We start from the raw sequence: 25,312 nt of genomic DNA, 5'->3' as shown, positions 1-25,312 counted from the left end.
GCACACATGGCCAGAATCGGCGAAAGCACTGATCTGCTGAAGTGTTCCTTCTGTGGCAAAAGCCAAAAGCAGGTCCGCAAACTCATCGCGGGACCGGGCGTCTACATTTGCGACGAATGCATCGAGCTGTGCAATGAGATCATCGACGAGGAGCTTGCCGAGGTCGCTGAACTTGACGCCTTCGAACTGCCCAAGCCGCGGGAGATCTTCAACTTCCTGCAGGAATATGTCATTGGGCAGGAGCCGGCCAAGCGATCCCTTGCCGTGGCCGTGTACAACCACTACAAGCGCATCCAGTCCGGCCACGCCGTCAAGTCCACCACCCTGGCCGGCGCCGTCCACGACGAAGTGGAAATCGCCAAGTCCAACATCCTGCTCGTGGGGCCCACCGGCTGCGGCAAGACCTACCTTGCCCAGACCTTGGCGCGCCGCCTGAACGTGCCCTTCGCCGTCGCGGACGCCACAGCCCTCACCGAGGCCGGCTATGTGGGCGAGGATGTGGAGAACATTCTTCTCAAGCTCATCCAGGCCGCCGACTTCGACGTCAAGAAGGCCGAACAGGGCATCATCTACATTGACGAGATCGACAAAATCTCGCGCAAGTCCGAGAACCCCTCCATCACCCGGGACGTCTCGGGCGAGGGCGTGCAGCAGGCCCTGTTGAAGATCCTTGAGGGCACCGTTGCCTCCGTTCCGCCGCAGGGCGGACGGAAACACCCGCACCAGGAATTCATCCAGATCGACACCACCAACGTCCTGTTCATCGTGGCTGGCGCCTTTGCCGGCCTTGAGGAGATCATCGGCTCGCGCGCCGGCAAGAAGGGCATTGGCTTTGGCGCCCCCCTGAGCGCGCTCAAGCAGTCCGAAGCGACCTACGCGGACGTCATGCCCGAGGACCTGCTGAAGTTCGGCCTCATCCCCGAATTCATCGGCCGCCTCCCCGTCATCACCACCGTGACCCAGCTGGACCGCACCGCCCTGATCCAGATCCTGACCGAGCCCAAAAACGCCCTGATCAAGCAGTACCAGAAGATGTTCACGCTTGACGGCGTCGACCTCGAGTTTGAGGACGACGCCCTGGCCGCCATAGCGGACCAGGCCCTTGCCCGGGGGACGGGCGCCCGCGGCCTGCGCGCCATCCTCGAAGAGGTCCTGCAGCCGGTCATGTTCGACCTCCCCAGCCGGGAGGACATCTCCACGGCGGTGATCACGGCCGACGTCGTCAACAAACTGGCCGAACCCAACCTGATTCCGCATGAGGTTGTCGCCAAGCGCAGGAACAAGTCCGCCTGATCCGCTGTTACGTCTAGTGGGCGTGTAATTCGCGCAATACCGTCAGCCGAACTGAGGAGACCACCTTGTCTGATAACGCTGTGCCTGAGACTGCCGATTTTTGGTTCGACCCGACCTGTCCCTACGCGTGGGTGACGTCCCGCTGGATTGGTGAAGTGGAGCAGGTCCGCAACATTTCCGTGCGCTGGCACGTCATGAGCCTGTCCGTATTGAACGAGCACAAGGAAGACATTTCCGACGCGTACAAGGCGCACATCGCCCGGGCCTGGGGCCCCGTCCGCGTGATCGTGGCCGCCGCCGCGGCCCACGGCCAGGAGGTCATCAAACCCCTGTATGACGCCATGGGAACCCAGATCCACGTGCACGGCAACGGAGACCTCTCCGACGTCGTCGACAAGGCATTGGCCGAGGTCGGCCTGCCTGCCGAACTCGCGGCCGCCGCCACCACCGACGCGCATGACGCGTCCCTGCGCGCCAGCCACGAGGAGGGCATCAGCCAGGTGGGCCAGGAAGTCGGCACCCCCATCGTCGCCTTCAACGGCACCGCCTTCTTTGGCCCCGTCATCACCCGCATTCCGCGCGGTGAAGAGGCCGGCAAGCTGTGGGATGCCACGCTTACCCTGGCCGGCTTCCCGTACTTCTTCGAGATCAAGCGCACCCGCACGGAGGACCCGCAGTTCGGGTAAATTCAGTGTCCGAGGGCCGGGCCAGCAGCAGTCAAAACTGTTGCTGCCCGGCCCTTGTTTTTGTCTGCGGACAGGAGCATACTTTTCTTACCCAATCCTTCGGGAGAGGGGATGGACACCAGAGATTCAGTGACAGAACCGGAAGCAAAATTGAGACACCGCCCTTGGCGGCAAGCTCGTGAAAAGAAGGAACTGGAAGCCGGTGACGCGGCTAAAAGCACTGAAAGGCAATGGAGTCCAATAGACCGCCGAACGTCACGAGGCGGCCGAAAGCCGAAGCCCCACCGACGGCAAAATGCCGATGGGGCTTCCCCTTTGCCCGCATGCAAAAGCAGGGGCCAGCTCACCCCTTCCCCACGGCGCCGTTGAGGTTGGAGATAAACCCCGGCCACGGTTGGCGTTTATCTCCAACCTCAACGGCGTGGGGCGTCGTTATCTCCAACTTCAACGGCGTGGGGCGTCGTTATCTCCAACCTCAACGGGGGCGGGAGCTGCGCTACGCCTGGACGGGCTCCTCGGCCGGGGCCAGCACGACGTCGGAAACGGTAAGTTCGCCCGCGTTCTCGGCGACGGTCAGCTCCAGGGCGTTGGCGGCCGCCTTGAGGTCGCCGATCCCGGCGCGCAGCTGCGCGGCCTTGGACGCGTCCGCCGTGACGGTGGCGGAGAGCACCTGCGTGCGCTGCTTGACCTTCGCCTCCGACTTGGCCTTGCGGATCCCGCCCAGGGCGTCGCCGACGGTCGCGAGCATGGTGACGTCGCCGTCGTTCACCTCCACGGCCGTGGGCCAAGGCGCGCGGTGGACTGAAGCTGCCCGCCACCAGCCCCAGACCTCTTCCGTCGCGAACGGCAGGAACGGCGCGAACAGCCGCAGCAGCGAGTCCAGCGTGGTGGCCAGGGCCGCCAGCACGGACGCCTGCTCGGCGCCGCCGGCGGCACCGTACGCGCGGTCCTTGATCAGCTCCACATAGTCATCGGTGAAGTGCCAGAAGAAGGTCTCGGTGGTCTGCAGGGCCTTGGCGTAGTCGTACTTTTCAAAGGCCGCCGTTGACTGGCGCACGACGTCGGCCAGCTGGGCCAGCAGGGCCCGGTCCAGCGGGTTGGTGGCCACGCCCGTGGCGCCCGTCAGGACGTTGGCTTCCGTGGCGCCCAGGTTCAGCACGAACTTGGAGGCGTTGAGCAGCTTGATGGCCAGACGGCGGCCGATCTTCATCTGCGCAATCTCGTAGGCGGTGTCCGCACCGAGCTTGGCGGAGGCGGCCCAGTAGCGGACGGCGTCGGCGCCAAAGTCGTTGAGCACGTCGGTGGGGACCACCACGTTGCCCTTGGACTTGGACATCTTCTTGCGGTCCGGGTCCAGGATCCAGCCGGAGATGGCGGCATGCTTCCACGGCGCACCGCCCTGCAGGGCGTCGGCGCGCACGGCGGAGGAGAAGAGCCAGGTGCGGATGATGTCGTGGGCCTGCGGGCGCAGGTCGAACGGGTAGACCTTGGCGAACAGGTCATCGTCCACGCTCCAGCCGCCCACGATCTGCGGGGTCAGGGAGGAGGTGGCCCAGGTGTCCAGGACGTCGGCGTCGCCGATGAAGCCGCCGGGCGCGTTGCGCTGCTCCTCGGTGTAGCCGGGGGCCGCGTCCGCGGCCGGGTCAACTGGCAGCATCTCGCTGGTCGGCAGGATGGGGTGGTCGTAGTCCGGGTTCGCGTCGGCGTCGAGCGGGTACCAGACGGGAACCGGTACGCCGAAGAAGCGCTGGCGGGACACCAGCCAGTCGCCGTTCAGTCCGGAGATCCAGTTGTCGTAGCGCGAGCGCATGAACGCGGGGTGGAACTCGATTTCCCGGCCGCGGCTGATCAGGCGTTCGCGGCGGTCCTCGTCGCGGCCGCCGTTGCGGATGTACCACTGGCGGGATGTGACGACCTCAAGGGGCTTGTCGCCCTTTTCAAAGAAGTTCACCGGGTGCATGATCTTCTTCGGCTCGCCGTCCAGCAGCTGCGCCGCGGCAAGCAGCTCGACCACGGCTTCCTTGGCGCTGAAGACGGTCTTGCCCGCAATTTTCGCGTAGTTTTCGCGGCCTTCCTCCGTCGTGATCCACCCGGGGGCGTCGGCGATGATCCGGCCGTCGCGGCCCACAATGGCACGGGTGGGCAGCTGCAGCTCGCGCCACCAGGTGACGTCCGTCAGGTCGCCGAAGGTGCAGACCATGGCAATGCCGGAGCCCTTGTCCGCCTTGGCCAGGGGATGGGCACGAACCTCAACCTCGACGCCAAACAGCGGCGAGGTGACCTTCTTGCCGAAGAGGGGCTGGTAGCGTTCGTCGTCGGGGTTTGCCACGAGGGCCGCGCAGGCGGCCAACAGCTCGGGGCGCGTGGTCTCGATGTAGACCTTGGTGCCGTCCTCGGCGAAGAACGGGTACCGGTAGTAGGCGCCCGCCACCTCGCGGTCCTCCAGCTCGGCCTGCGCCACGGCGGTACGGAAGGTGACGTCCCAGAGCGTGGGCGCCTCGGCCATGTAGGCGTCGCCGGCTGCGAGGTTCTCGAGGAACGCGCGCTGGGACACGGCACGGGAGTGGCCGTCGATGGTGCGGTAGGTCAGGTCCCAGTCGACCGAGAGGCCGAGGGTCTGGAACAGGTTCTCGAAGACCTTCTCGTCCTCCACGGCCAGCTCTTCACACAGCTCGATGAAGTTCCTGCGCGAGACGACGTCGAAGTCGCGCTGGTTCTTGGCGGGGGACGCGGGAGGGCGGTAGCCGGCGTCGTACTGGATTTTCGGGTCACAACGGACGCCGTAGTAGTTCTGGACGCGGCGCTCGGTGGGCAGGCCGTTGTCATCCCAGCCCATCGGGTAAAAGACGTTCTTGCCGTTCATGCGCTGGAAGCGGGCCAGGACGTCGGTCTGGGTGTAGGAAAACATGTGCCCCACATGCAGCGAACCGGAGGCCGTGGGCGGGGGAGTGTCGATGGAGTACACCTGCCCGCGGGTGGTCTCGCGGTCAAACTTGTAGGTTCCCTCCTCGATCCAGCGCCTGGTCAGCGAGGCCTCCAGGCCCTCCAGCGCGGGCTTGTCGGGAACGTTGCTTGCGGGGGTTGCGGGCGTGTCTGTGCCCGGAGTGTTTTCAGCCATGGCCCAATTCTTTCATGAGTTGGCGGCGGAGCCGGATTCCGGAGCGGCGGCCGGGTCCGGGGCCGCGGCCGGGTCCGCGGCCGGGGGCTATGATGCGGACATGGGCACGATGCGGATTTTGCGGGTCTATGAGGACCCTGAACCGGACGAGTACCGGATCCTGGTTGACCGGCTGTGGCCGCGCGGGATCAAGAAGGACCGCGTGGATGTGTGGCTGAAGGAGGCCGGCCCCAGCACCGAGGTGCGCAACGCGTTCAACCACCAGCCGGAGCGCTTCGCCACCTTTGTGAAGGACTACCGGGCGGAACTGGCCGGCAACCCCGCCGTGGAGCAGATCCGCATGCTGTCGGTTGAGCACGCCAAGGTGGTGCTGCTCTACAGCGCCAGGGACCACCGCCAAAACCAGGCCCAGGTGCTGCTGGATTACCTCAACGGCGTGGACACGGAACTGGACTGAGAGCGCGATAGATTGGTGGCATGACTGAAAACCTCCCCTTCAAACACGCAGTGGTCACCGGAGCCAGCGCGGGCATCGGCGAAGCCACCGTTCGGGCCTTGTGCGCCGCCGGCTGGCACGTGGTGGCCGTGGCGCGGCGCGCAGAACGCCTCGAAAAGCTGGCCGCCGAGACAGGCGCCCTGGCCTTCGCCGCCGACGTCTCCAAGGACGACGACGTGGCTTCCCTGCTGGCCTTCGTCACCGGGCACGGCGGCCTGGACACGCTGATCAACGTCGCCGGGGGCGCCCGCGGCGCGGACCGCATCGGCGGGACGCGCAACGACGACTGGGAATGGATGTTCCAGGCCAACGTCATGGGGACCATGAAGATGACGCGGGCGTTCCTGCCCGCCCTCCGCGAGCACCGCGCCGGCACCGTGCTGAACCTGACCTCCACCGCGGGACTGTCGGCCTACGAAGGCGGCGCCGGCTACAACGCCGCCAAGTTTGCCCAGCACGCGCTCACCAACGCCCTGCGCCTGGAGGAAGTGGAAAACAACCTCCGCGTCATCGAGGTGGCGCCCGGCCTGGTCCAGACGGAGGAGTTCGCGCTGAACCGCCTCGGCGGCGACAAGGCGGCGGCGGAAAAGGTCTACCAGGGCGTGGCTGAACCCCTCACGGCCGGGGACGTGGCGGATGTGGTGGCGTACGCCGTCGGGCTTCCGCACCACATCAACCTGGACCAGATTGTGGTGCGTCCCGTGGCGCAGGCGGCCAACCACAAGCTCATACGCCGGTAGACGCCCCGGCCCGGGATGCGCGCGGTGCGTTCCACCGCGCGCATCCCGTATCATGGAGGACAAAGCTGCGACCCGGCCATCACCGGTGAGCTCCCGGAAGAACGCGCCCGCAGGCAGAGACGGCGGGCGCCAGTAGAACCGGGCGGGTAAGCCCGTCACAGCAGTCAACAAGCGGCCGCCTCCTGGCCTTAAAGCCAGGGCACGGCAAGCGAGGTGGTACCGCGGCGCAAGCCGTCCTTGCATCCTGAAATGATCGCCCACCACCAGGATGATGTGATGACCCACTTCCCGAAGGCCTCCGCCGCCGGCCGCCCCGCCGGTTCCCACCACGTGCCCGCCTCCGTGCGTTTCCCGGAATTGGAGGAGCGCGTGCTCAAGTACTGGGCCGAGGACGGCACGTTTCAGGCGAGCATTGACCAGCGCGAGGCCGGCCGGGACGGCTCCAACGAGTTCGTGTTCTATGACGGCCCGCCCTTCGCCAACGGCCTGCCCCACTACGGGCACCTGCTGACCGGCTATGCCAAGGACCTGGTGGCCCGCTACCAGACCCAGCGCGGCCGCCGCGTGGAGCGCCGCTTCGGCTGGGACACGCACGGGCTGCCCGCCGAGCTGGAGGCCATGAAGCAGCTGGGCATGACGGACAAGAAGCAGATCGAGGCCATGGGCATCGACAAGTTCAACGACGCCTGCCGCTCCTCCGTCATGAAGTACGCCGGCGAATGGCAGGAGTACGTCACCCGCCAGGCCCGCTGGGTGGACTTCGACAACGACTACAAGACGCTCAACGTCGAGTACATGGAATCCGTGCTCTGGGCGTTCAAGCAGCTGCACGAAAAAGGCCTGACCTACAACGGCTACCGCGTGCTGCCCTACTGCTGGAAGGATGAGACGCCGCTCTCCAACCACGAGCTGCGCATGGACGACGACGTCTACAAGGACCGCCAGGACCAGACGGTCACCGTCACGTTCCCCATCCTGGCCGGCGAGTCCGCCCTCTCACAGGAGCTGGCCGGGGTTGCCGCGCTCGCCTGGACCACCACGCCCTGGACCCTGCCCACCAACCAGGCCCTCGCCGTCGGGCCCGCCGTGAACTACGTCGTGGTGCCTGTCGGGCCCAACGGGTCCTCCGCGGTCTCGGCAAGCTCGACCACCGGGACGTTCCTGCTGGCCTCGGACCTGGTGGGGGCCTACGCCAAGGACCTGGGGTACGACGACGGCGCTGCCGCGGCGGAGGCGGTCACCGCCACGTACACGGGCTCCGAGCTGGAGGGGCTGAAGTATGAACCCCTGTGGGACTACTTTGCCGACGATGAAAAGTACGGCACGGCCAAGGCCTGGCAGTTCCTCCTGGCCGACTACGTCACGACCACCGACGGAACCGGCATTGTCCACCAGGCTCCCGCCTACGGTGAAGAGGACCAGAAGGTCTGCGAGCAGTACGGCATCCCCGTGGTCCTGTCCGTGGACGAGGGCGCGAAGTTCCTGCCCCTGTTCGAAGGCGGGCCGCTCCACGACATCGCCGGCGTGCAGGTCTTTGACGCGAACAAGACCATCACCCGCGTGGTCCGCGACGCCGGCCGCCTGGTCCGCCAGGCCAGCTACGTGCACAGCTACCCGCACTGCTGGCGCTGCCGCACGCCCCTGATCTACCGCGCCATCTCCTCCTGGTACGTGGAGGTCACGAAGTTCAAGGACCGCATGTCCGAGCTGAACCGGGAGATCAACTGGATCCCCGGCAACGTCAAGGACGGTCAGTTCGGCAAGTGGCTGGCGAACGCCCGCGACTGGTCCATCAGCCGCAACCGGTACTGGGGCAGCCCCATCCCGGTGTGGCAGTCGGACGACCCCGACTACCCGCGCACCGACGTGTACGGCTCCCTGGCCGAGATGGAGTCCGACTTTGGCCGGCTGCCGCTGAACAAGGCCGGCGAGGTGGACCTGCACCGTCCGTTCATCGACGAGCTGACGCGCCCCAACCCGGACGACCCCCGCACGCCCGGGCAGGGCCAGTCCACCATGCGCCGCGTGGAGGACGTGCTGGACGTCTGGTTCGACTCCGGTTCCATGCCGTACGGACAGGTGCACTACCCGTTCGAGAACGAGGAATGGTTCAACACGCACAACCCGGCCGACTTCATTGTCGAGTACATCGGGCAGACGCGCGGCTGGTTCTACATGCTGCACATCCTCTCCACCGCCCTTTTTGACCGCCCCGCGTTCCGGAACGTCATCAGCCACGGCATCGTCCTGGGCTCCGACGGGCAAAAGATGTCCAAGTCCCTGCGCAACTACCCGGACGTCTCCGAGGTGCTGGACCGCGACGGCTCCGACGCCATGCGCTGGTTCCTGATGTCCAGCCCCATCCTGCGAGGCGGCAACCTGGTGGTCACCGAGCAGGGCATCCGCGACGGCGTCCGCCAGGTCATCCTGCCGCTGTGGAACGTGTACAGCTTCTTCACGCTGTACGCCAACACGGCCAACGGCGGCACCGGCTACGACGCCAGGCTGCGCTTTGACGGCTACTCCGACACCATGGACGAGTACCTGCTTGCCAACACCGGGGACCTGGTCCGCCAGATGGGCGCCAGGCTGGACGCCTACGACGTCTCCGGCGCCTGCGACGCCCTGCGCGGCTACCTGGACATGCTGACCAACTGGTACGTGCGCCGCAGCCGCAACCGCTTCTTCGATGAGAACACCGACGCCTTCGACGCGCTCTACACCGCGCTGGAAGCCGTGTGCCGCACGGCCGCCCCGCTGCTGCCGCTGGTCACCGAGGAGATCTGGCGCGGCCTGACCGGGGGCCGCTCCGTGCACCTGACCGACTGGCCCAACGCGGACCTGTTTGTGCCCAACCCCGCCCTCGTGGAGCAGATGGACCGCGTCCAGCAGATCTGCTCCACCGGCTCCAGCCTGCGCAAGGCCGCCAAGCTGCGCGTGCGGCTGCCGCTGGCCGGGCTCACCGTGGTGGCCCCCAACGCGGCGGCGCTCCACGGCGGCGCGGAAGTGGTTGCCGACGAGCTGAACATCCGCGCCGTGCGGTTTGTGGATTCCTCGGACGCCTCCCCGGAGGAGTTCGGCATCTCACAAAAGCTGGTGGTCAACGCCCGCGCGGCCGGCCCGCGCCTGGGCAAGGACGTCCAGCGGGCCATCAAGGGCGCCAAGTCCGGCGACTGGTCCGAAGCCGACGGCGTGGTCACGGCCGGCGGCCTGGTGCTGGAACCGTCCGAGTACACGCTGGAGACAGTGGTCTCCGACGCGCGCGACGGCGGATCCACCGCGGTCGCGATGCTCCCCGGCGGCGGGTTCGTGGTGCTCGACACCGCGCTCACCCCCGAGCTGGAGGCCGAGGGCACCGCCCGGGACATGGTCCGGGCCATCCAGCAGGCCCGCAAGGACGCGGGGTTGCACGTCAGCGACCGCATCCGAACCATTGTCCAAGCACCCCAGGAGGTGGTGGACGCCCTCCACGCCAACGCGGACCTGGTGAAGAAGGAAACGCTCACCCTCGAGCTCGAGCTGGTGCCCGGGGATGTTGACACGACCATCACTGTTGAACGGACTGTTGCCCCATGACCCACGAACACGACGAATTCTCCGTCGAGAGCGTCTATGCCGAACTGTTGGGGCGTGCCCCGGAAAATAAGATGGAACCGCGCCTGGCGCCGCTGTTCCGGGCCATGGACATCCTCGGGGAGCCGAACAAGGCGTTCCCGATCATCCACATCACCGGCACCAACGGCAAGACCTCCACGGCCCGCATGATCGAATCCGGGCTGCTGGCCCACGGCCTGCGCACCGGCCGCTACACCAGCCCGCACCTGAGCCGGGTCACCGAGCGCATCAGCATCGACGGCGCCCCCGTCCCCGACGGGACCTTCGTGCGGATCTGGGACGAGATCCGCCCCTACCTGCAGATGGTCGACGCCGAGCTCGAGTCCGCGGGCGAACAGCGCCTGACGTACTTCGAGTGCCTGACCATCCTGGCCTATGCCATCTTCGCGGACGAGCCCGTGGACGTGGCCGTGCTGGAAGTGGGCCTGGGCGGCATCACCGATGCCACCAACGTGGGCGACGGCCAGGTGGCCGTCATCACGCCCATCTCCCTGGACCACACCGAGCTGCTGGGGGACACGACGGGGGAGATTGCGCTGGAAAAGGCAGGCATCATCAAGGAAGGCGCCTTCGTGGTCAGCGCCGTCCAGCCCGTGGACGCTGCCCAGGTCATCCTGGACAAGGCCCGGGAAATGCACGCCGCGTTCACATTCGAAGGCGTCGAGTTCGGCGTGGAATCGCGCACCATTGCCGTGGGCGGGCAGATGGTCACCCTGCAGGGCCTTGCCGGGCGCTACCCGGACATCCTGCTGCCGCTGCACGGCGCGCACCAGGCCGGGAACGCCGCCGTCGCACTTGCGGCCCTGGAGGCGTTCCTGGGCGGGGGGGAGAAGGAACTGAATCTGGAACTGGTCCGGGAAGGCTTCGGCAACGCCACCTCGCCCGGCAGGCTCGAAGTGCTGCGCACCTCGCCCACCATTGTGGTCGACGCGGCGCATAACCCCGCGGGGATCGCCGTCAGCGCCACCGCCCTGCAGGAGGCGTTCGCCTTCAGCAAGCTTGTGGTGGTGCTCGGCGTCCTGCAGGAGAAGGACGCCGAGGAAATCCTGCGGACACTGAAGGAATCCTATGGTGACGAGGCCGCTGAAATCTGCCTCACGCAGTCCAGCTCGCCCCGGGCCATCCCCGCGGCCGAACTGGCCGAGATGGCCGTGGACCTGGGCTGGAACGAGGAGGACGTCCACATCGCCGAGAAGCTCGACGACGCCATCGAATGGGCCGTGGAACGCGCCGAATCCAACAACGACCTGGCCGGGGGCGTGCTCATTACCGGCTCCATCACCGTGGTGGGCGAGGCGCGGATACTGCTGGGACGCCCCGGCGAAAGGGATGGTGCCTGAGGCATGGCGAGACTGACCAAGGCGCAGCGTGAATGGCGTCCGGGGATGCCGAAGAAGCTGCGCTCCACCAAGACCATGTTCGCCTCCACCGTGCTGGTGCTGGAAGCCTTCGTGGCGCTCTTCCTGGGCCTGGCGCTCTTCGGCGTGCACGGCAAGAACCCGGTCTACCTGGTGGCGGCCGTCGTGCTGGCCGTGCTGATGGTGGCCGCCTGCGCGTTCATGGGGAAGAAGTGGGGGCCGGCGTTTGGCTGGATCCTGCAGCTGCTGCTCATTGCCGGCGGCTTCTGGGAGCCGTCCATGTTTGTGGTGGGCGTCCTGTTCGCCATCGCCTGGTGGTACGGGCTGCGCACGGGCGGCCGGATTGACCGTGAGAACCGGGCGCGCGCCCGCCAGCAGTCCGAATGGGACGCCGCCCACCCGGACGCCACGGACTAGCTCCGCCGGAAGCCAGTTGTCGGGGCCGCACTTGCTGCCCCGCCGGTTCGGACCTGGCGCCCTTATTTGCTGCCCCGCCGATGTCCGAAGCCGTGCCCCGGCCGCCGCCTGCCAGCCCGGCCGTTGCACGGTCCCGGGGTAGGTTCTAGCGTGGAGGAATGAATGGACTTTATCCCTACGCGCCGAGTTTTGCCGCCTTCCGGTCAGCCTTTGACCGCGACTACGCACGCCTCCGCGAGGTGGCGCCCGAGGCCTTGAACAATCCGGTTCCCGAGTGCCCAGGCTGGACCGGCGCTGATGTGATCCGCCACCTGGCCGAGGTGTACCTGCACAAGGCCGAATCGATCCGCACCGGGGTCATGCCGAGGGACGGCTGGCCGCCGCCATGGCTGTCGGTGCCCCCGGCGGTGGATGTGCTTGACGATTGCCACGGCCGCCTCGTGGAGCAGTTCCAGCGCCACGTCCCGGCAGATCCCGCGGGCACGTGGTGGCCGCCCGACCAGACGGTGGGCTTCTGGCTGCGCCGGATGGCACATGAGACGGCCATGCACCGCCGTGACGTTCAAAGTGCCGCGGGAGTCCCGGGTCCCCTTGACGAGAGGCTGGCCCTGGACGGCATCGACGAGGTACTGACCCTCATGCTTGCGGGGGACTGGTCCGAGGAGGTCATCGACGACGCCTCCGGGGCCTCCGTCGCCGTGGAGTGCAATGAATACCGCTGGACGGTCACTCTTGAGCCGGCGTCCGTTGCCGTTGTGCGCGGCGAGGTTTCGGCACCGGACGCGGCGACGGTCTTTGGCCACCCTGGAGACGTGCTGCTGTGGCTGTGGGGCCGGGGACCGCTCCCCGCCGCCGACGGCAGCGCCGACGCCGTGGCCGAGCTGCGGGCCAGGCTGGTGCTGGCGACCCAGTAAGCTGGATGCGGCCCTGCCCCGCAGGTGCAAGCCAATCTTCCCCAAACTCCCAAGGAGAATCTGTGAGCATCGAGCGCACCCTCGTCCTGGTCAAGCCCGACGGCGTGGCCCGCAACCTCTCCGGAGCCGTCCTGGCCCGGATCGAGGCCAAGGGCTACACGCTGGCCGAACTGAAGAAGGTCAACGCCACCCTCGAACAGCTGGAGCAGCACTACGCCGAGCACGCGGGCAAGCCGTTCTACGAGCCGCTGGTCGAGTTCATGCTCTCCGGGCCCGTTGTGGCCGCCATCTTTGAAGGCCACCGCGTCATCGAGGGCTTCCGCGCCTTGGCCGGAACCACCGACCCCACCACCGCGGCCCCCGGTACCATCCGCGGCGACTTTGGCCGTGACTGGGGACTGAAGGTCCAGCAGAACCTGGTCCACGGCTCGGACTCGGCGGAGTCCGCCGAGCGCGAGATCGGCATCTGGTTCGCCTAAACGGCAACCTCCGCGATGCGGCAAAAGCGGGCCGCAAACGAAAGGGCACCTCCCGGCTGGGAGGTGCCCTTCGGCGTCGTTCCCCAGCCGCTGCCACTGCCCGCAGGCTCGCGACGGGCCCGTCGTGGGCGTGGGACCACCCAGGAATCAGGCGTTGGAGGGGATGATCACGTGCATGAACTTGAAGAAGATGGCGGCAATGACGCCCAGGTAGGCCAGGCCGACGATGACCCAGGCCCAGTCGGAGGCGAACTTGGCGACGCCGGGACCGGCCGGAATGACGCCGTGCTTGAGGTTGCGCACCGTGGTCCAGACAAACAGCGGAATCATCATGGACCACACCACCATGCAGTACGGGCACAGGATAGCCAGCACATACACGGCCTGGGTGAAGAACCAGCAGATAAGCACCATGCCGAGCGTGATCCCCGCCTGGAGGCCGATCCAGTACCAGCGCGCGAGATCCGCGCCGGCCAGCAGCACCGCGCCGGTGGTGATGACCACCGCGAAGGCCACCAGGCCGATGAACGGGTTGGGGAAGCCCAAGATCGCGGCCTGGGCGGTTTGCATGACGTCGCCGCAGGAGATCCACGAGTTGATGTCGCAGCTGATCTTCGCGTGCGGGTTTGTGTAGAGTTCCAGGCGCTCCAGCACCAGCGTGGCCGAGGCAATCCAGGCCACCACGCCGGTGATGACCAGGAACCAGCCGAACGGTCTGGCCCGCACCAGGGCTGGCACGGCGGCATCGGCGGGGCGCGCGGAGGTGGTGGGGCTCGACATGGAGGCCTTTTCTGTGGGACTGGTCGATTGTTGTCCTGATTGTAGCGTGGCAATCTTGGCGCGCCGTGCCTGCCAACGCCCCGGGCGCGGCGGCGTATGAGACAATGAAGGTGGCTGATCGGCGATCCACATGCGCCTTTTGGTCCAATGGCAGGCCCTCGGGATTGCCGGTGACGACGCTCCATTCCATGGAAGCCATCCACCGGGCGGTCCCACGCAGACAACTGCGGCAGGCCATTGGCTGCCTTCGAGCTTGCGCACCCGTATAAAGGTGGTGCCGCGGAAGGAAGCAATTAGACGACTTCCGCCAGCGCCCGCGGGTGCTGGCACATCTGCCGCCCGCGGCACCCGATGTGGGGGTGCGGCGGCGGCGCGAAAGTAACGCCACAAATGGATAAAGACCAGCCCTCAACAGAATCAAACGAAACAACTGCAGGCAGCGCCGCCGCGGGGGACGCCTCCTTTGGCGGTCCGGCTGACGGCACGACGCCGGCATCCCCCAAGGCGCGCCGTTCGCGCCGCGCCACAGCCAAGGTGACCGACACTTCCGCCGCATCCGCAGGGGTGCCGAGCGCATCAAGGTCCGCAGGGGCGCCGAGCGCGTCAAGGTCGGAGGCAGCAGGGTCCGAGGCGGTCCTTGACATTTCTGGTGGGACCGCTGCCGAACCTGCCGCTGCCCCGGCCAAGAACGCACCCGCACGGCGCAGCCGGGCGAAGAAGGTGACTGCGCAGGACCTTCCCAACCTCTTGGACGGACTGGCCGCCACCGACGGGACCGCTGAATCGGTGAATGGCCGGCCGCTGGGCACGGGTGCCGACTCCGCACCCGCCGCAGCCCCATCGGCAACACGTGAAACCGCAGCAGCGGCGCAGAAGGCGCCCGCCAAGCGGGCCCCGCGCCGCCGCGCCACGGCTCCCGTTACCGCTCCGGCCCCCGAAGCTGTGCAGGGCGAACTTTCCCTGGGGCACAGCAGCACCGCACCGGTGGTTGCCGCGCCTCCCGCCGCCGCAGTAGCCGCTCCCGCCGCCGGCGCAGCCGAGCCAGCGGCCGTGGAAGCGGCCCCCGCCGGGGAAGCGGCCCCCGCCGGGGGAGCCGCGCCCGCGAGGAAGGCGCCGGTCCGCCGCAGCCGCGCCAAGGCCGGCGCGGCGGCCCTCCCGGCAGCGGAGGGCGAAGTCCCGGACACTGTTCTGGAAGCGCCCGCCCAGTCAGCCCCTGCCCAGGAAACCCCTGTGCCGCAGGCTGCCGCGATGGAAGCGTCCGCGGACGAAGCTTCCCTCGGCGCCAGGACCACGCGCAGCCGGCGCAGGCCGGCCGCAGCGAAGGCTGCCGGGAAGGCCCCGCGGGAAGCCGCCGCCGATACATCGGAGGCCCCGGGCCATGACGCTTCAACACCCGACGCCGGGGTCTTTGGGCACGGTTCCGGTGCCGCCACGGCTGAAACCGCCGGCACCGCCGATGCGGCTGAAACCGTCGGCACCGCCGGCACCGCCGATGCGGCTGCAAGGAACGCCAGCGAACCCTCGAACGACTCGGCCGGGCACACAGCCGCCACCACCGGGACGGAGCCCGAGGCCAACACGCGGCCGTCTGCGGACTCGCCGTTCCTGGCCCCGGGCGCCGGCGTTTCCGCCCTGTTCCTGGCCCCGGACCTCAGCCTGGCCGTGACGACCCCGCCCCAGGCCGCGGCCCAGCAGGTGGAAGAGCGCGACGCCGGTGACGCCGAGGACACTCAGGAAAACCGCCGGGGCCGGGGGCGCAACCGCAACCGCCGCAATAAGTCGTCCGAGACCGGCGACGACGTGGGAGACGGCTCCAACGAAGACGAGCAGGCGGACCACCCCGAGGATTCCGCCGGTGTCACCTCCCGGCGTCGGCGTCGGCGCCGCCGCGGGGACGCCGATCTGGAACTGGCCGGCGGAACCGACGAGGACCCGCCCAACACCGTCACGAAGGTGAGGGCACCGCGCACGGCCGTGGAATCCTCGCAGAGCGCCTCCAACCGCGTGACCAGCCTGCGCGGCTCCACCCGCCTGGAAGCCAAGAAGCAGCGCCGCCGCGATTCCCGCGACTCCGGCCGCCGCCGCACCGTCATTACCGAGGCCGAGTTCCTTGCACGCCGCGAATCCGTGGACCGGGTCATGGTGGTTCGCCAAAATGAGGACCGCATCCAGATCGGCGTCCTCGAAGACGGCATTCTGGCGGAGCACTTTGTCTCCAAGACACAGCAGGATTCGCTGATCGGCAACGTCTACCTGGGCAAGGTCCAGAACGTGCTCCCGAGCATGGAGGCCGCTTTCGTCGACATCGGCCGCGGCCGCAACGCCGTCCTGTACGCCGGTGAAGTGGACTGGGACGGCGCGCACCTGAACGGACAGCCGCGCCGCATCGAGAACGCGCTCAAGTCCGGCGACTCCGTGCTGGTGCAGGTCTCCAAGGACCCGGTGGGCCACAAGGGCGCCCGCCTGACCAGCCAGATCTCCCTGCCGGGGCGCTACCTGGTGTACGTCCCCGGCGGCTCCATGACGGGCATCTCCCGCAAGCTGCCCGACGTTGAACGCAACCGCCTCAAGCGCGTCCTGAAGGACCACCTGCCGGAAGACGCCGGCGTCATCGTCCGCACCGCCGCCGAGGGCGCCAGCGAGCAAGAGCTCACCAACGACATCAACCGGCTGCGCGCCCAGTGGGAAGGCATCAACACCCGGGCCACATCCACCAAGACGCTCGCCCCGGAAATGCTCTACGCCGAACCCGACCTGACCATCAAGGTGGTCCGCGACGTCTTCAACGAGGACTTCACCAAGCTGATCGTCGCCGGCGAAGAAGCGTGGGACACCATCGAGGCCTATGTCACCTACGTGGCCCCGGACCTGCTGGACCGGCTGGAAAAGTGGACCAAGGCGGAGGACATCTTCGGCGCCCACCGCATCGACGAGCAGATCTCCAAGGCCCTGGAACGGAAGGTGTTCCTGCCTTCCGGCGGCTCGCTGGTCATCGACCGCACCGAAGCCATGACCGTGGTCGATGTCAACACCGGAAAGTTCACCGGCTCCGGCGGCAACCTCGAGGAAACCGTCACCAAGAACAACCTGGAAGCGGCCGAGGAAGTGGTCCGCCAGCTGCGCCTGCGCGACATCGGCGGCATCATCGTCATCGACTTCATCGACATGGTCCTCGAATCCAACCGCGACCTGGTGCTGCGCCGCCTGGTCGAATGCCTGGGCCGCGACAGGACCAAGCACCAGGTGGCAGAGGTCACCAGCCTGGGCCTGGTGCAGATGACGCGAAAGCGCATGGGCACCGGCCTGCTGGAAGTGTTTGGCGAGCAGTGCGAGGCCTGCGCCGGGCGCGGCATGGTCACCCATGAAATCCCGGTGGAGCACCGCCGCGTCCACACGGTGGCCGCCGAGCAGCACCATCCGCAGCCGGGCCGCAACGACCACCGCGAGGCCGAACGCACCGCCAACCGCTCCACCCGCAGCGAACGGAAGCGCAACCGCAACCGTTCCCATCCGGACGGCGACCACCAAGACGTGCACGACCACGTGGAGGCGCCCGTCATTGACGAGGCCACGGAGGCCGAGCGGCTGCAAAAGGCCACGCAGGCGCGCGCCGCGCTGGCCAGCATTGCCGCAGCCGCCGCTGCCGCGCACCATGAGGGCCCGCAGGCAGGCCGCGCCGACGCGGGACAAACTGACGCGGGCCACGCCGGCGCGGGACACACCGGTGCGGGACACGCCGACGCCGGCGAATCCGCCGCGCTGGAAACCCTGCCGACCAGCCTGGGCAGCACGGCCACAGTGACGCTGGGCGGGGAGGCAGTGGCCCTGCCACGCGGCCACAGGCACGACGACGAGGCGCACCGCGCCGAGCAGGCGGCCGCGTTGGCGGGCCTGTCGCAGGCCTTGGACCAGCTGGCCGGACCGAAGAACCCGGCGGCCCCCGCCCAGGTGCACGGCACGGAACCCGCGGCGGGAACCGGCGGGACGTCCAGCCAGGCCGCGCACGACGGGCACGCCGGTGAAGCAGCGGACCGCCCGCGGTCCCGCCGACCGCGCCGCAACCGCAGCGCCCGCAGCGCCCAAGGCGGGGCGGACATGAGCGTGGACACCTCGGAAACCGCCGCCGGCCAGGGCGGCACCGCGCACAGCAGCGCCGCGCAGCCGGCCGTCAAGCCGAAGGCCGCGGCCGCGAAGGAAGCGGCGCCGATCATCATGCTCGGCGTCGGCGTCCCGGCTTCGGAGCTCTAGCACCGACTTCAACCGTGTGCCAGAAGGTGACGTCCCATCGACCCTATCCGGTCGTGGGACGGCGCCTTCTGGCACACGGTTTTCCTTAACGGGCGGGGGCGGCGCTAGGGTGGGGAGCGACACGGGGTGCCAGGCCAGGAGGGCCGGCTGAGAAAAGACCCGTTGAACCTGTCCGGCCAGCACCGGCGAAGGGATGTCCCCTTGAACAGCACCGCCACTCCCGTACCACTCCGGCACCTCCCGCCCGCGGAGCCGACGGCGGGTGCCGGCGGCGCGCCGCGGCCCCCGCACGTGCTCAGCATCGCCGGCTCGGACCCCTCGGGAGGCGCCGGCATCCAGGCCGACATCAAGGCCATCTCCGCCCACGGTGGCTATGCCATGGCCGCCATCACGGCGCTGACCGCACAGAACACCCGGGGGGTGCAGGGCGTCCATGTGCCACCGGCCGACTTCCTCGCCCGGCAGCTTGACAGCCTCTCAGCGGACATCACGATCGACGCGGTCAAGATCGGCATGCTCGCCAACGCCGGGGTGATGGACGCCGTGGGGGAGTGGCTGGCGAAAACCCGGCCGCCCGTCGTCGTGCTTGACCCGGTCATGGTGGCGACCAGCGGTGACGACCTCATGGACGGGAACGCCCGGGAAGCGCTGCTCCGCCTGCTCCGCCACGCCCATCTGGCCACGCCCAACCTCGTCGAATTGGGCGTCCTGGCGGGCGAGCCCCAGGCCGCGACGTGGGAGGCTGCGCTGCAGCAGGGCAAGGCGCTGGCCCTGGCCCACGGCATCGCCGTGCTGGTCAAGGGCGGGCATCTGGACGGGGACGAATGCCCCGATGCGCTGCTGGGCCCGGACGGGTCGGTGGAGGTTTTCGCGGGGCCGCGCGTGGACACCGCCAACACGCATGGCACCGGCTGTTCGCTGTCCGCCGCGCTGGCCACGCTGCAGGCACAGACCGGCAGCTGGCCCGAAAGTGTGAAGCGGGCCAAGGACTGGCTGACGGGGGCGTTGCGCACCGCGGACGCGCTGGACCTCGGGCACGGGCACGGGCCGCTCAACCACTTCCACGAACTGTGGACCAACCGGCCGCCGGCCGCCGACGCGTTCAGCCGGTCGCTGTGGGCCGACATCGCACCCCAGCGTGAAGCCCTTTTTGCGCTGGACTTCATCAAGGACCTCACCGCCGGTTCGCTCGACAGCCGGCACTTTGCCTACTACCTGGCCCAGGACGCGCAGTACCTCAACGCGTATTCGCGCGTGCTTGCCCGTGCCAGTGCCTTGGCCCCCACCGAGGACGAGCAGCGCTTCTGGGCCGCCGGCGCGCAGAACTGCCTGGCCGTGGAACTCTCGCTCCATCGCGAGTGGCTTAGTCGGCACCCGGTGGACGTGACGCAGGGGCCCGTGACCAAGCACTATGTGGACCACCTCCAGGCCGTTGCCTTCTCGGGCAGCTACGCCGAAGTGGCCGCCGCCGTACTGCCGTGCTACTGGCTGTACGCCGAGGTGGGCCGCGTGCTCGATGCCGACTACCGGGCGGCCGAACTCCGGAAGGCAGAACTCAGGAGGGCGGGCGGCGGCCCGACGGCAGGGGCTGTGAAGCACGACGGCGGCACGGACGGGGGCGTCCATCCATACCGTGAGTGGCTGGAAACGTATGCGGACGACGCCTTCACCGAGGCCGCGGCCCGGGCCGTGGCAATCGTCGACGCCGCGGCGGGCCGGGGCTCCGCGCTGGAGCGGGAGCGCATGAGGGAGGCCTTTGGCAACTCGGCGCAATACGAAGTGGATTTCTTTGACGCGCCGCGGCTCTACGCCTGACCGGCCGGCGCCTGGCCGGCCGGCCGCAGGGGCAGCGTGACGAACGCCACTGGCCCGCGCCGGCTTAAAGTTGCGCGCCACGCCCGGGAAGCCCACGGTCTGCGCCAAATGTCGGCTAGAGTGATGGGGCACGGTTCCGTTGAGCGGGCGTGGCTGATGGGCAGCGACCCCGATGCCTACGTTTCGGTAGCGCGGAGCCAGTCTCATTTGCGGCCGGGGCTGGAATTAGCGTATTCTTGGTCTTCGGTGCTTACGCCAACTCTGAGGGCAGCCACTCCATGGTAGAACTCCATTGAGGTCCACGGCGTTGAGGCACAATAATTCTTTGTAATAAACGTCGAGAGAAGTGAGTTCCCCAGTGGTGTACGCGATTGTCCGCGCAGGCGGCCGTCAAGAAAAGGTTTCCGTCGGAGACTACGTGACCATGAACCGCGTCCCCGGTGGAGTCGGCAGCACGCTTGAGCTGCCCGCTTTGCTCTTGGTTGATGGTGAGAAGCTCACCACCGCCGCAAAGGACCTGGCTAATGTAAAGGTTACGGCTGAGAAGCTGGAGGATCTTCGCGGACCGAAGATCGTCATCCAGAAGTTCAAGAACAAGACCGGCTACAAGAAGCGTCAGGGCCACCGTCAGGAACTGTCCAAGGTCAAGATCACCTCGATCGCGTAATTTCCTTACGCAGTCGCAGCAGGTCCTCTTCAACAGTCTTTAGTCAAAAGGTAGGCAATTCAAATGGCACATAAAAAGGGCGCGAGCTCCACTCGCAACGGTCGTGATTCCAACGCTCAGTACCTCGGGGTGAAGCGCTTCGGCGGTCAGGTCGTCAAGGCCGGCGAGATCATCGTCCGCCAGCGCGGCACCCACTTCCACCCCGGTGCGGGCGTGGGCATCGGCAAGGACGACACCCTGTTCGCCCTGGACGCCGGTGCGGTCGAGTTCGGCCAGCGGCGCGGACGCCGCGTTGTGAACATCGTCGCAGCTGCGGTCTGACAAAATAGCTTTTCGCACGTGGAGCGGGCCGGCTGGCCCGCTCCACTGTGTTTTAACACACCGGCCCCAACGTGCCGGCGACTACGCGCAGACTAGAATGAACAGTGCGCAACGGCAGTACTAATCAAGGAGATCTCATTGGCCAGCTTTGTTGACCGGGTTGTTTTGCATGTATCCGGCGGGACAGGCGGCCATGGCTGCGTCTCTGTCAAACGCGAGAAGTTCAAGCCCCTGGGCGGGCCCGACGGCGGCAAGGGCGGGGATGGCGGCGACGTCATTCTGCGCGTCAGCGCGCAGACCACCACACTTCTGGACTACCACCATGCGCCCCACCGCAACGCCGGCAACGGCGGCCCCGGCATGGGCGACTGGCGCGACGGCAGGATCGGCGAGACCCTGGTTCTCGACGTGCCGGACGGCACCGTCGTCAAGGACAAGGCCGGCAATGTCCTGGCGGACCTCGTGGGCGAAGGGACCGAATACATTGCCGCGGCCGGCGGCCAGGGCGGCCTGGGCAACGCCGCGCTGTCCTCCCAAAAGCGCAAGGCGCCCGGCTTCGCCCTTCTCGGCGTCGAGGGCAGCCACGGGGACATTGTCCTGGAACTGAAGTCCATCGCGGACATCGCACTGGTCGGATTCCCCTCCGCCGGCAAGTCCAGCCTCATTGCGGCCATGTCCGCCGCGCGCCCCAAGATAGCCGACTACCCCTTCACCACCCTGGTGCCCAACCTCGGCGTGGTGCAGTCCGGCGACATCCGCTTCACCATCGCCGACGTCCCGGGCTTGATCGAAGGCGCCAGCGAAGGCAAGGGACTGGGTCACAACTTCCTGCGCCACGTGGAGCGCTGCGCCGCCCTGGTCCACGTCCTGGACTGCGCCGCACTGGAACCGGACCGCGACCCCATCTCGGACCTCGCCGTCATCGAACGGGAGCTGGACCGCTACGCCGTGGACATGAGCTTTGCCGGGGCAGACGGCGACGTGGTCCCCCTGAACGCGCGCCCCCGCCTGGTGGCGCTGAACAAGGTCGACGCCCCGGACGGGCGCGACATGGCCGAGTTCGTCAAGGGCGACCTCGAGGCCCGCGGCTACCGGGTCTTCGAGGTCTCCGCGGCAAGCCACGAAGGCCTGCGCCAGCTCGGCTTCGCCATGGCCGAGATCGTCCAGGAGGCCCGCGACGCTGTCGCCGCGGCCCCCGCGAAAGCCACCCCCGTGGTCTTGCGTCCGCGCGCCGTGAACGCCACCCCGTTCATCATCCGCCGCGAGGAAAAGAACCTGGAGCCATTGTTCCGTGTCATCGGGGAAAAGCCCGAGCGCTGGGTCCGGCAGACCGACTTCCAGAATGAGGAGGCCATCGGCTACCTCGCGGACCGCCTTGCCAAGGCAGGGGTGGAAACCGGCTTGTTCAAGGCAGGAGCCACGCCCGGGGACACCGTGGTGATCGGCGAGGACGACGGCATGGTCTTCGACTGGGAGCCGACCATGATGGGCGGCGCCGAGCACCTTGCCGCACCCCGCGGCACCGACCTGCGCCTGTTGGATTTGGGCGACCGTCCCACCCGCGCCCAAAAGCGCGAGGAGCAGCAGGAGCGCCGCGACGCCAAGGCGGCCGCCCGCGCCGAGCTGGAAGCCGAACGCAAGGCCGGCATCTGGACCGAGTCAACCAACCGCCAGCATGCCAGGAACCTTGGCATCAAGGAAGACCTTGACGCCAACGGCGGTGCAACGGACGACGATGAGCTCTAGCGGCCTGCCCGCCCGGGCCGACGCCGGCACCCGCCAGGCGATCGCCACAGCGGCACGAATCGTGGTCAAGGTGGGCTCGTCGTCGCTCACCTCGGTGGCCGGCGGCATCTCCGAGGTGGCGCTGAAGAACCTGGTGGACGTGCTGGCGCACCGGCGGCTGGCGGGCACGGAGGTCATCCTGGTTTCCTCCGGCGCCATCGCCGCCGGGCTGCTGCCGTTGGGCCTGTCCCGGCGTCCCAAGGACCTGGCCACCCAGCAGGCCGCCGCAAGCGTGGGGCAGGGCCTGTTGATGGCGAACTACAATCACGCCTTCATCGAGCACGGCGTCACGGTCTCACAGGTGCTGCTGACCTCCGAGGACCTGACTCGGCGCAGCCAGTATGTCAACGCCCACCGCGCGTTGGAGAGGCTGCTGCACCTGGGCGTGGTGCCCGTCGTGAACGAAAACGACACCGTGGCCACCCACGAAATCCGCTTCGGCGACAACGACCGCCTGGCCGCCCTTGTCGCCCATCTGGTGAAGGCCGACGCGCTGGTCCTGCTCTCCGACGTCGACTCCCTGTATGACGGGCCTCCCGGCGACGGCGCCAGCCGGATCAGCACCATCGACTCGCCCGAGGATCTCGAAGGCATTGTCATCGGCAGCGCCGGCAGGGCGGGTGTCGGCACCGGCGGCATGGCCACCAAGGTCCAGGCCGCGCTGATCGCCGCCGAAACCGGCATCCCGGCCCTGGTCACGTCCACCGAAAATGCCGCCGCCGCCCTCGCCGGGGACGACGTCGGCACGTGGTTCAGCATCAACGGCAGCAAGCGCCCCGTCCGCCTGCTGTGGCTGGCCCACCTGGCGGACATCCGCGGCCGCCTGGTCCTCGACGACGGGGCCGTCCGGGCCGTCTGCGAACGCCACAAGTCGCTGCTGCCGGCCGGCATCATTGCCGTCACCGGTGAGTTCGATGCCGGGGACGCCGTGGAGATTGCCGATCCTGCCGGCACTGTCATTGCGCACGGACTGGTCAACTACCGCAGCGGGGACCTCCCGCAGATGCTGGGGCGCTCCACCAAGTCCCTGGCCAAGGAATTGGGCCGCGAGTACGAACGCGAGGTGGTCCATGTGGACGACCTGGTCCTGATCCACTCCTGAGTACCGGCGCACCCGTGAGCGCCTCATCACCGCACCCGTAATGTTGGTGAGCTTGGCCTAGACTTGGGGCATGACCGAGCAGATTGTTGAACACACCGGCACAGCTGGAACCACAGGGGCGCGCCAGGGCGGACTCCCCGAGGCGGGCGCCTTGCAGGCCCCGGCAGCCGGCGCCGAAGCTGCCGGTTCCGGGTCAGCCGCCGCCGAGGTCCGCGGCATCACCGAGCGGGCCCGCCGGGCATCGCGCCGCATGGCGGGAGCCAACCGTGCGTGGAAGGACAGGGGCCTGCGCGCCATCGCCTCGGCCCTGCTGGGCAGCCAGGACCGCATCCTCGCCGCCAATGCCAAGGATGTGGCCGCCGGCCGGGAAAACGGCACCTCAGCCGCCATGCTGGACCGGCTCACGCTGACCCCACAACGCATCCAGGGCCTGGCCGACGCGCTCGACAAGCTGGCAACCCTGCCGGACCCGGTGGGCAACGTGGTACGCGGCCAGACCCTGCCCAACGGCCTGCGCATGCGCCAGGTCAACGTCCCCATGGGCGTGGTGGCCGCCATTTACGAGGCCCGGCCCAACGTCACCGTGGACATTGCCGGCCTGGCCCTCAAGAGCGGAAACGCCGTGATCCTGCGTGGCGGGACGGCGGCGGCCCACACAAACGGGGCGCTGCTGGAGATCCTGCGTGACGCCCTCGATTCCGTCAAGCTTCCCTCCGACGCTGTCCAGTCCGTCGACAAGTACGGCCGGGAGGGCGCCACCCTGCTCATGAAGGCCCGCGGCCAGGTGGACGTGCTCATTCCCCGTGGAGGGCGCGAGCTGATCCAAACGGTGGTGCAAAACTCAGCCGTGCCGGTCATAGAGACCGGCGAGGGCAATGTGCACATCTTCCTAGACGCCAGCGCCAAGGAAGACATGTGCGTGGACATCCTGCTCAACGCCAAGACCCAGCGGCCCAGCGTGTGCAACACCGTGGAAACACTGCTGGTGCACAAGGATTCCACCGCGATCTCCGCCGTCCTTGCCGCCCTGTCCGACGCCGGGGTGCGGCTCCACGTGGACGAGCGCATCGCGCCGCTCGTGCCCGCCGGCGCAACGAGCTTCCCCGCCACCGACGAAGACTGGGCGACCGAGTACATGGACCTGGACCTGGCCGTGAAGATGGTCGATTCCCTGCCGGAGGCCATCAAGCACATCCGCCGGTGGAGCACAGGCCACACCGAAGCCATCCTCACCAACGACCTGGCCAACGCCGAGACGTTCATTGCCGAGATCGACTCGGCCGCCGTCATTGTCAATGCCAGCACCCGCTTCACGGACGGCGGCGAGCTGGGGCTGGGCGCGGAGGTCGGGATATCCACACAGAAACTGCATGCCCGAGGCCCCATGGGCCTGAAGGAACTGACCACCACCAAGTGGATCATCCAGGGGGAGGGGCAAATTCGGGGCTGACCAGCGTGGCCGGTGTGCCAGTCACAAC

Annotated in this window: 18 protein-coding genes and 1 riboswitch; of the genes, 16 read left to right on the top strand and 2 right to left on the bottom strand. The window is 68.0% G+C overall.

Annotated elements, in window-relative coordinates; all coding sequences use genetic code 11:
* Positions 1-6 precede the first annotated feature (6 nt).
* Together clpX and DMB86_RS12370 are read left to right on the top strand one after the other, a co-directional pair.
* A complete protein-coding gene (clpX, locus tag DMB86_RS12375; protein ID WP_113718078.1) occupies positions 7-1,293 on the top strand; it encodes an ATP-dependent Clp protease ATP-binding subunit ClpX in 1,287 nt (428 codons plus the stop codon).
* A 65-nt stretch (positions 1,294-1,358) separates the two neighbouring features.
* On the top strand, positions 1,359-1,979 hold the full coding sequence (locus DMB86_RS12370; RefSeq protein ID WP_227878345.1) for a DsbA family protein: 621 nt from the start codon (positions 1,359-1,361) through the stop codon (positions 1,977-1,979).
* 496 nt (positions 1,980-2,475) lie between these two features.
* Here DMB86_RS12370 and valS read toward each other — a convergent pair whose 3' ends face one another.
* The gene (gene valS / locus DMB86_RS12365) at positions 2,476-5,097 is read right to left on the bottom strand and encodes a valine--tRNA ligase (RefSeq protein ID WP_113718076.1); all 2,622 of its coding nucleotides are present in this window, start codon (positions 5,095-5,097) and stop codon (positions 2,476-2,478) included.
* Between valS and DMB86_RS12360 the strand changes: the two genes are divergently transcribed.
* From DMB86_RS12360 to ndk, 7 genes are all read left to right on the top strand, one after another.
* Positions 5,096-5,554, top strand: coding sequence for a DUF488 domain-containing protein (locus tag DMB86_RS12360; RefSeq protein ID WP_335645002.1), 459 nt, complete (start codon positions 5,096-5,098; stop codon positions 5,552-5,554). The two genes, valS and DMB86_RS12360, sit on opposite strands and share 2 nt — an antisense overlap.
* Positions 5,555-5,574: 20 nt before the next feature.
* Positions 5,575-6,333 carry an SDR family oxidoreductase gene (locus tag DMB86_RS12355; protein WP_113718075.1) on the top strand — a complete coding sequence of 253 codons (759 nt, stop codon included), beginning with the start codon at positions 5,575-5,577 and terminating at the stop codon, positions 6,331-6,333.
* A gap of 276 nt (positions 6,334-6,609) precedes the next feature.
* A complete protein-coding gene (gene ileS, locus DMB86_RS12350) occupies positions 6,610-9,909 on the top strand; it encodes an isoleucine--tRNA ligase (protein WP_113719544.1) in 3,300 nt (1,099 codons plus the stop codon).
* Entirely contained in the window at positions 9,906-11,288 is a 1,383-nt protein-coding gene (locus tag DMB86_RS12345; RefSeq protein ID WP_113718074.1) for a bifunctional folylpolyglutamate synthase/dihydrofolate synthase, read from the top strand. The genes ileS and DMB86_RS12345 overlap by 4 nt, the downstream gene beginning before the upstream one ends.
* A gap of 3 nt (positions 11,289-11,291) precedes the next feature.
* The gene (locus DMB86_RS12340) at positions 11,292-11,723 is read left to right on the top strand and encodes a DUF4233 domain-containing protein (RefSeq protein WP_113718073.1); all 432 of its coding nucleotides are present in this window, start codon (positions 11,292-11,294) and stop codon (positions 11,721-11,723) included.
* A 158-nt stretch (positions 11,724-11,881) separates the two neighbouring features.
* On the top strand, positions 11,882-12,637 hold the full coding sequence (locus DMB86_RS12335) for a maleylpyruvate isomerase family mycothiol-dependent enzyme (RefSeq protein ID WP_113718072.1): 756 nt from the start codon (positions 11,882-11,884) through the stop codon (positions 12,635-12,637).
* Positions 12,638-12,699: 62 nt separating this feature from the next.
* Positions 12,700-13,116 (top strand): nucleoside-diphosphate kinase, encoded by a 417-nt coding sequence (ndk, locus tag DMB86_RS12330; RefSeq protein WP_113718071.1) that lies wholly within the window; start codon positions 12,700-12,702, stop codon positions 13,114-13,116.
* Positions 13,117-13,263: 147 nt separating this feature from the next.
* On the opposite strand, the gene DMB86_RS12325 is transcribed toward ndk, so the two are convergent.
* Positions 13,264-13,896, bottom strand: coding sequence for a vitamin K epoxide reductase family protein (locus DMB86_RS12325; RefSeq protein WP_113718070.1), 633 nt, complete (start codon positions 13,894-13,896; stop codon positions 13,264-13,266).
* Between the two features lie 390 nt (positions 13,897-14,286).
* Between DMB86_RS12325 and DMB86_RS12320 the strand changes: the two genes are divergently transcribed.
* From DMB86_RS12320 to DMB86_RS12290, 7 genes are all read left to right on the top strand, one after another.
* A complete protein-coding gene (locus DMB86_RS12320; protein WP_113718069.1) occupies positions 14,287-18,144 on the top strand; it encodes an Rne/Rng family ribonuclease in 3,858 nt (1,285 codons plus the stop codon).
* Between the two features lie 112 nt (positions 18,145-18,256).
* Positions 18,257-18,355: riboswitch (TPP riboswitch) on the top strand.
* The gene (locus DMB86_RS12315; RefSeq protein ID WP_113718068.1) at positions 18,346-19,959 is read left to right on the top strand and encodes a bifunctional hydroxymethylpyrimidine kinase/phosphomethylpyrimidine kinase; all 1,614 of its coding nucleotides are present in this window, start codon (positions 18,346-18,348) and stop codon (positions 19,957-19,959) included. It overlaps the preceding riboswitch by 10 nt.
* A 358-nt stretch (positions 19,960-20,317) precedes the next feature.
* On the top strand, positions 20,318-20,626 hold the full coding sequence (gene rplU, locus DMB86_RS12310) for a 50S ribosomal protein L21 (RefSeq protein ID WP_113718067.1): 309 nt from the start codon (positions 20,318-20,320) through the stop codon (positions 20,624-20,626).
* Positions 20,627-20,689: 63 nt separating this feature from the next.
* Positions 20,690-20,947, top strand: a complete 258-nt coding sequence (rpmA, locus tag DMB86_RS12305) for a 50S ribosomal protein L27 (protein ID WP_113718066.1) — start codon at positions 20,690-20,692, stop codon at positions 20,945-20,947.
* Positions 20,948-21,085: 138 nt separating this feature from the next.
* Positions 21,086-22,693, top strand: a complete 1,608-nt coding sequence (obgE, locus tag DMB86_RS12300; protein WP_113718065.1) for a GTPase ObgE — start codon at positions 21,086-21,088, stop codon at positions 22,691-22,693.
* The gene (gene proB / locus DMB86_RS12295) at positions 22,683-23,834 is read left to right on the top strand and encodes a glutamate 5-kinase (RefSeq protein ID WP_113718064.1); all 1,152 of its coding nucleotides are present in this window, start codon (positions 22,683-22,685) and stop codon (positions 23,832-23,834) included. Before obgE ends, proB begins: the two co-directional genes overlap by 11 nt.
* 70 nt (positions 23,835-23,904) lie before the next feature.
* Complete coding sequence (locus DMB86_RS12290) at positions 23,905-25,284, top strand: glutamate-5-semialdehyde dehydrogenase (protein ID WP_113718063.1); 1,380 nt, start codon at positions 23,905-23,907, stop codon at positions 25,282-25,284.
* Positions 25,285-25,312: the final 28 nt, after the last annotated feature.

The sequence above is a fragment of the Arthrobacter dokdonellae genome, assembly GCF_003268655.1.
In the GTDB taxonomy this organism is placed as follows: domain Bacteria; phylum Actinomycetota; class Actinomycetes; order Actinomycetales; family Micrococcaceae; genus Specibacter; species Specibacter dokdonellae.
The sequence above is the reverse complement of the archived record's forward strand: the minus strand, read 5'-3'. Positions and strand labels throughout refer to the sequence as shown.

Coding starts and splice junctions, on each gene's coding strand:
- rpmA (WP_113718066.1), top strand. CDS start 20,690: ATGGCACATAAAAAGGGCGCGAGCTCCACTCGCAACGGTCGTGATTCC.
- DMB86_RS12335 (WP_113718072.1), top strand. CDS start 11,882: ATGAATGGACTTTATCCCTACGCGCCGAGTTTTGCCGCCTTCCGGTCA.
- DMB86_RS12360 (WP_335645002.1), top strand. CDS start 5,096: ATGGCCCAATTCTTTCATGAGTTGGCGGCGGAGCCGGATTCCGGAGCG.
- DMB86_RS12355 (WP_113718075.1), top strand. CDS start 5,575: ATGACTGAAAACCTCCCCTTCAAACACGCAGTGGTCACCGGAGCCAGC.
- DMB86_RS12290 (WP_113718063.1), top strand. CDS start 23,905: ATGACCGAGCAGATTGTTGAACACACCGGCACAGCTGGAACCACAGGG.
- ileS (WP_113719544.1), top strand. CDS start 6,610: ATGACCCACTTCCCGAAGGCCTCCGCCGCCGGCCGCCCCGCCGGTTCC.
- clpX (WP_113718078.1), top strand. CDS start 7: ATGGCCAGAATCGGCGAAAGCACTGATCTGCTGAAGTGTTCCTTCTGT.
- DMB86_RS12320 (WP_113718069.1), top strand. CDS start 14,287: ATGGATAAAGACCAGCCCTCAACAGAATCAAACGAAACAACTGCAGGC.
- proB (WP_113718064.1), top strand. CDS start 22,683: ATGAGCTCTAGCGGCCTGCCCGCCCGGGCCGACGCCGGCACCCGCCAG.
- DMB86_RS12340 (WP_113718073.1), top strand. CDS start 11,292: ATGGCGAGACTGACCAAGGCGCAGCGTGAATGGCGTCCGGGGATGCCG.
- DMB86_RS12325 (WP_113718070.1), bottom strand. CDS start 13,896: ATGTCGAGCCCCACCACCTCCGCGCGCCCCGCCGATGCCGCCGTGCCA.
- valS (WP_113718076.1), bottom strand. CDS start 5,097: ATGGCTGAAAACACTCCGGGCACAGACACGCCCGCAACCCCCGCAAGC.
- DMB86_RS12345 (WP_113718074.1), top strand. CDS start 9,906: ATGACCCACGAACACGACGAATTCTCCGTCGAGAGCGTCTATGCCGAA.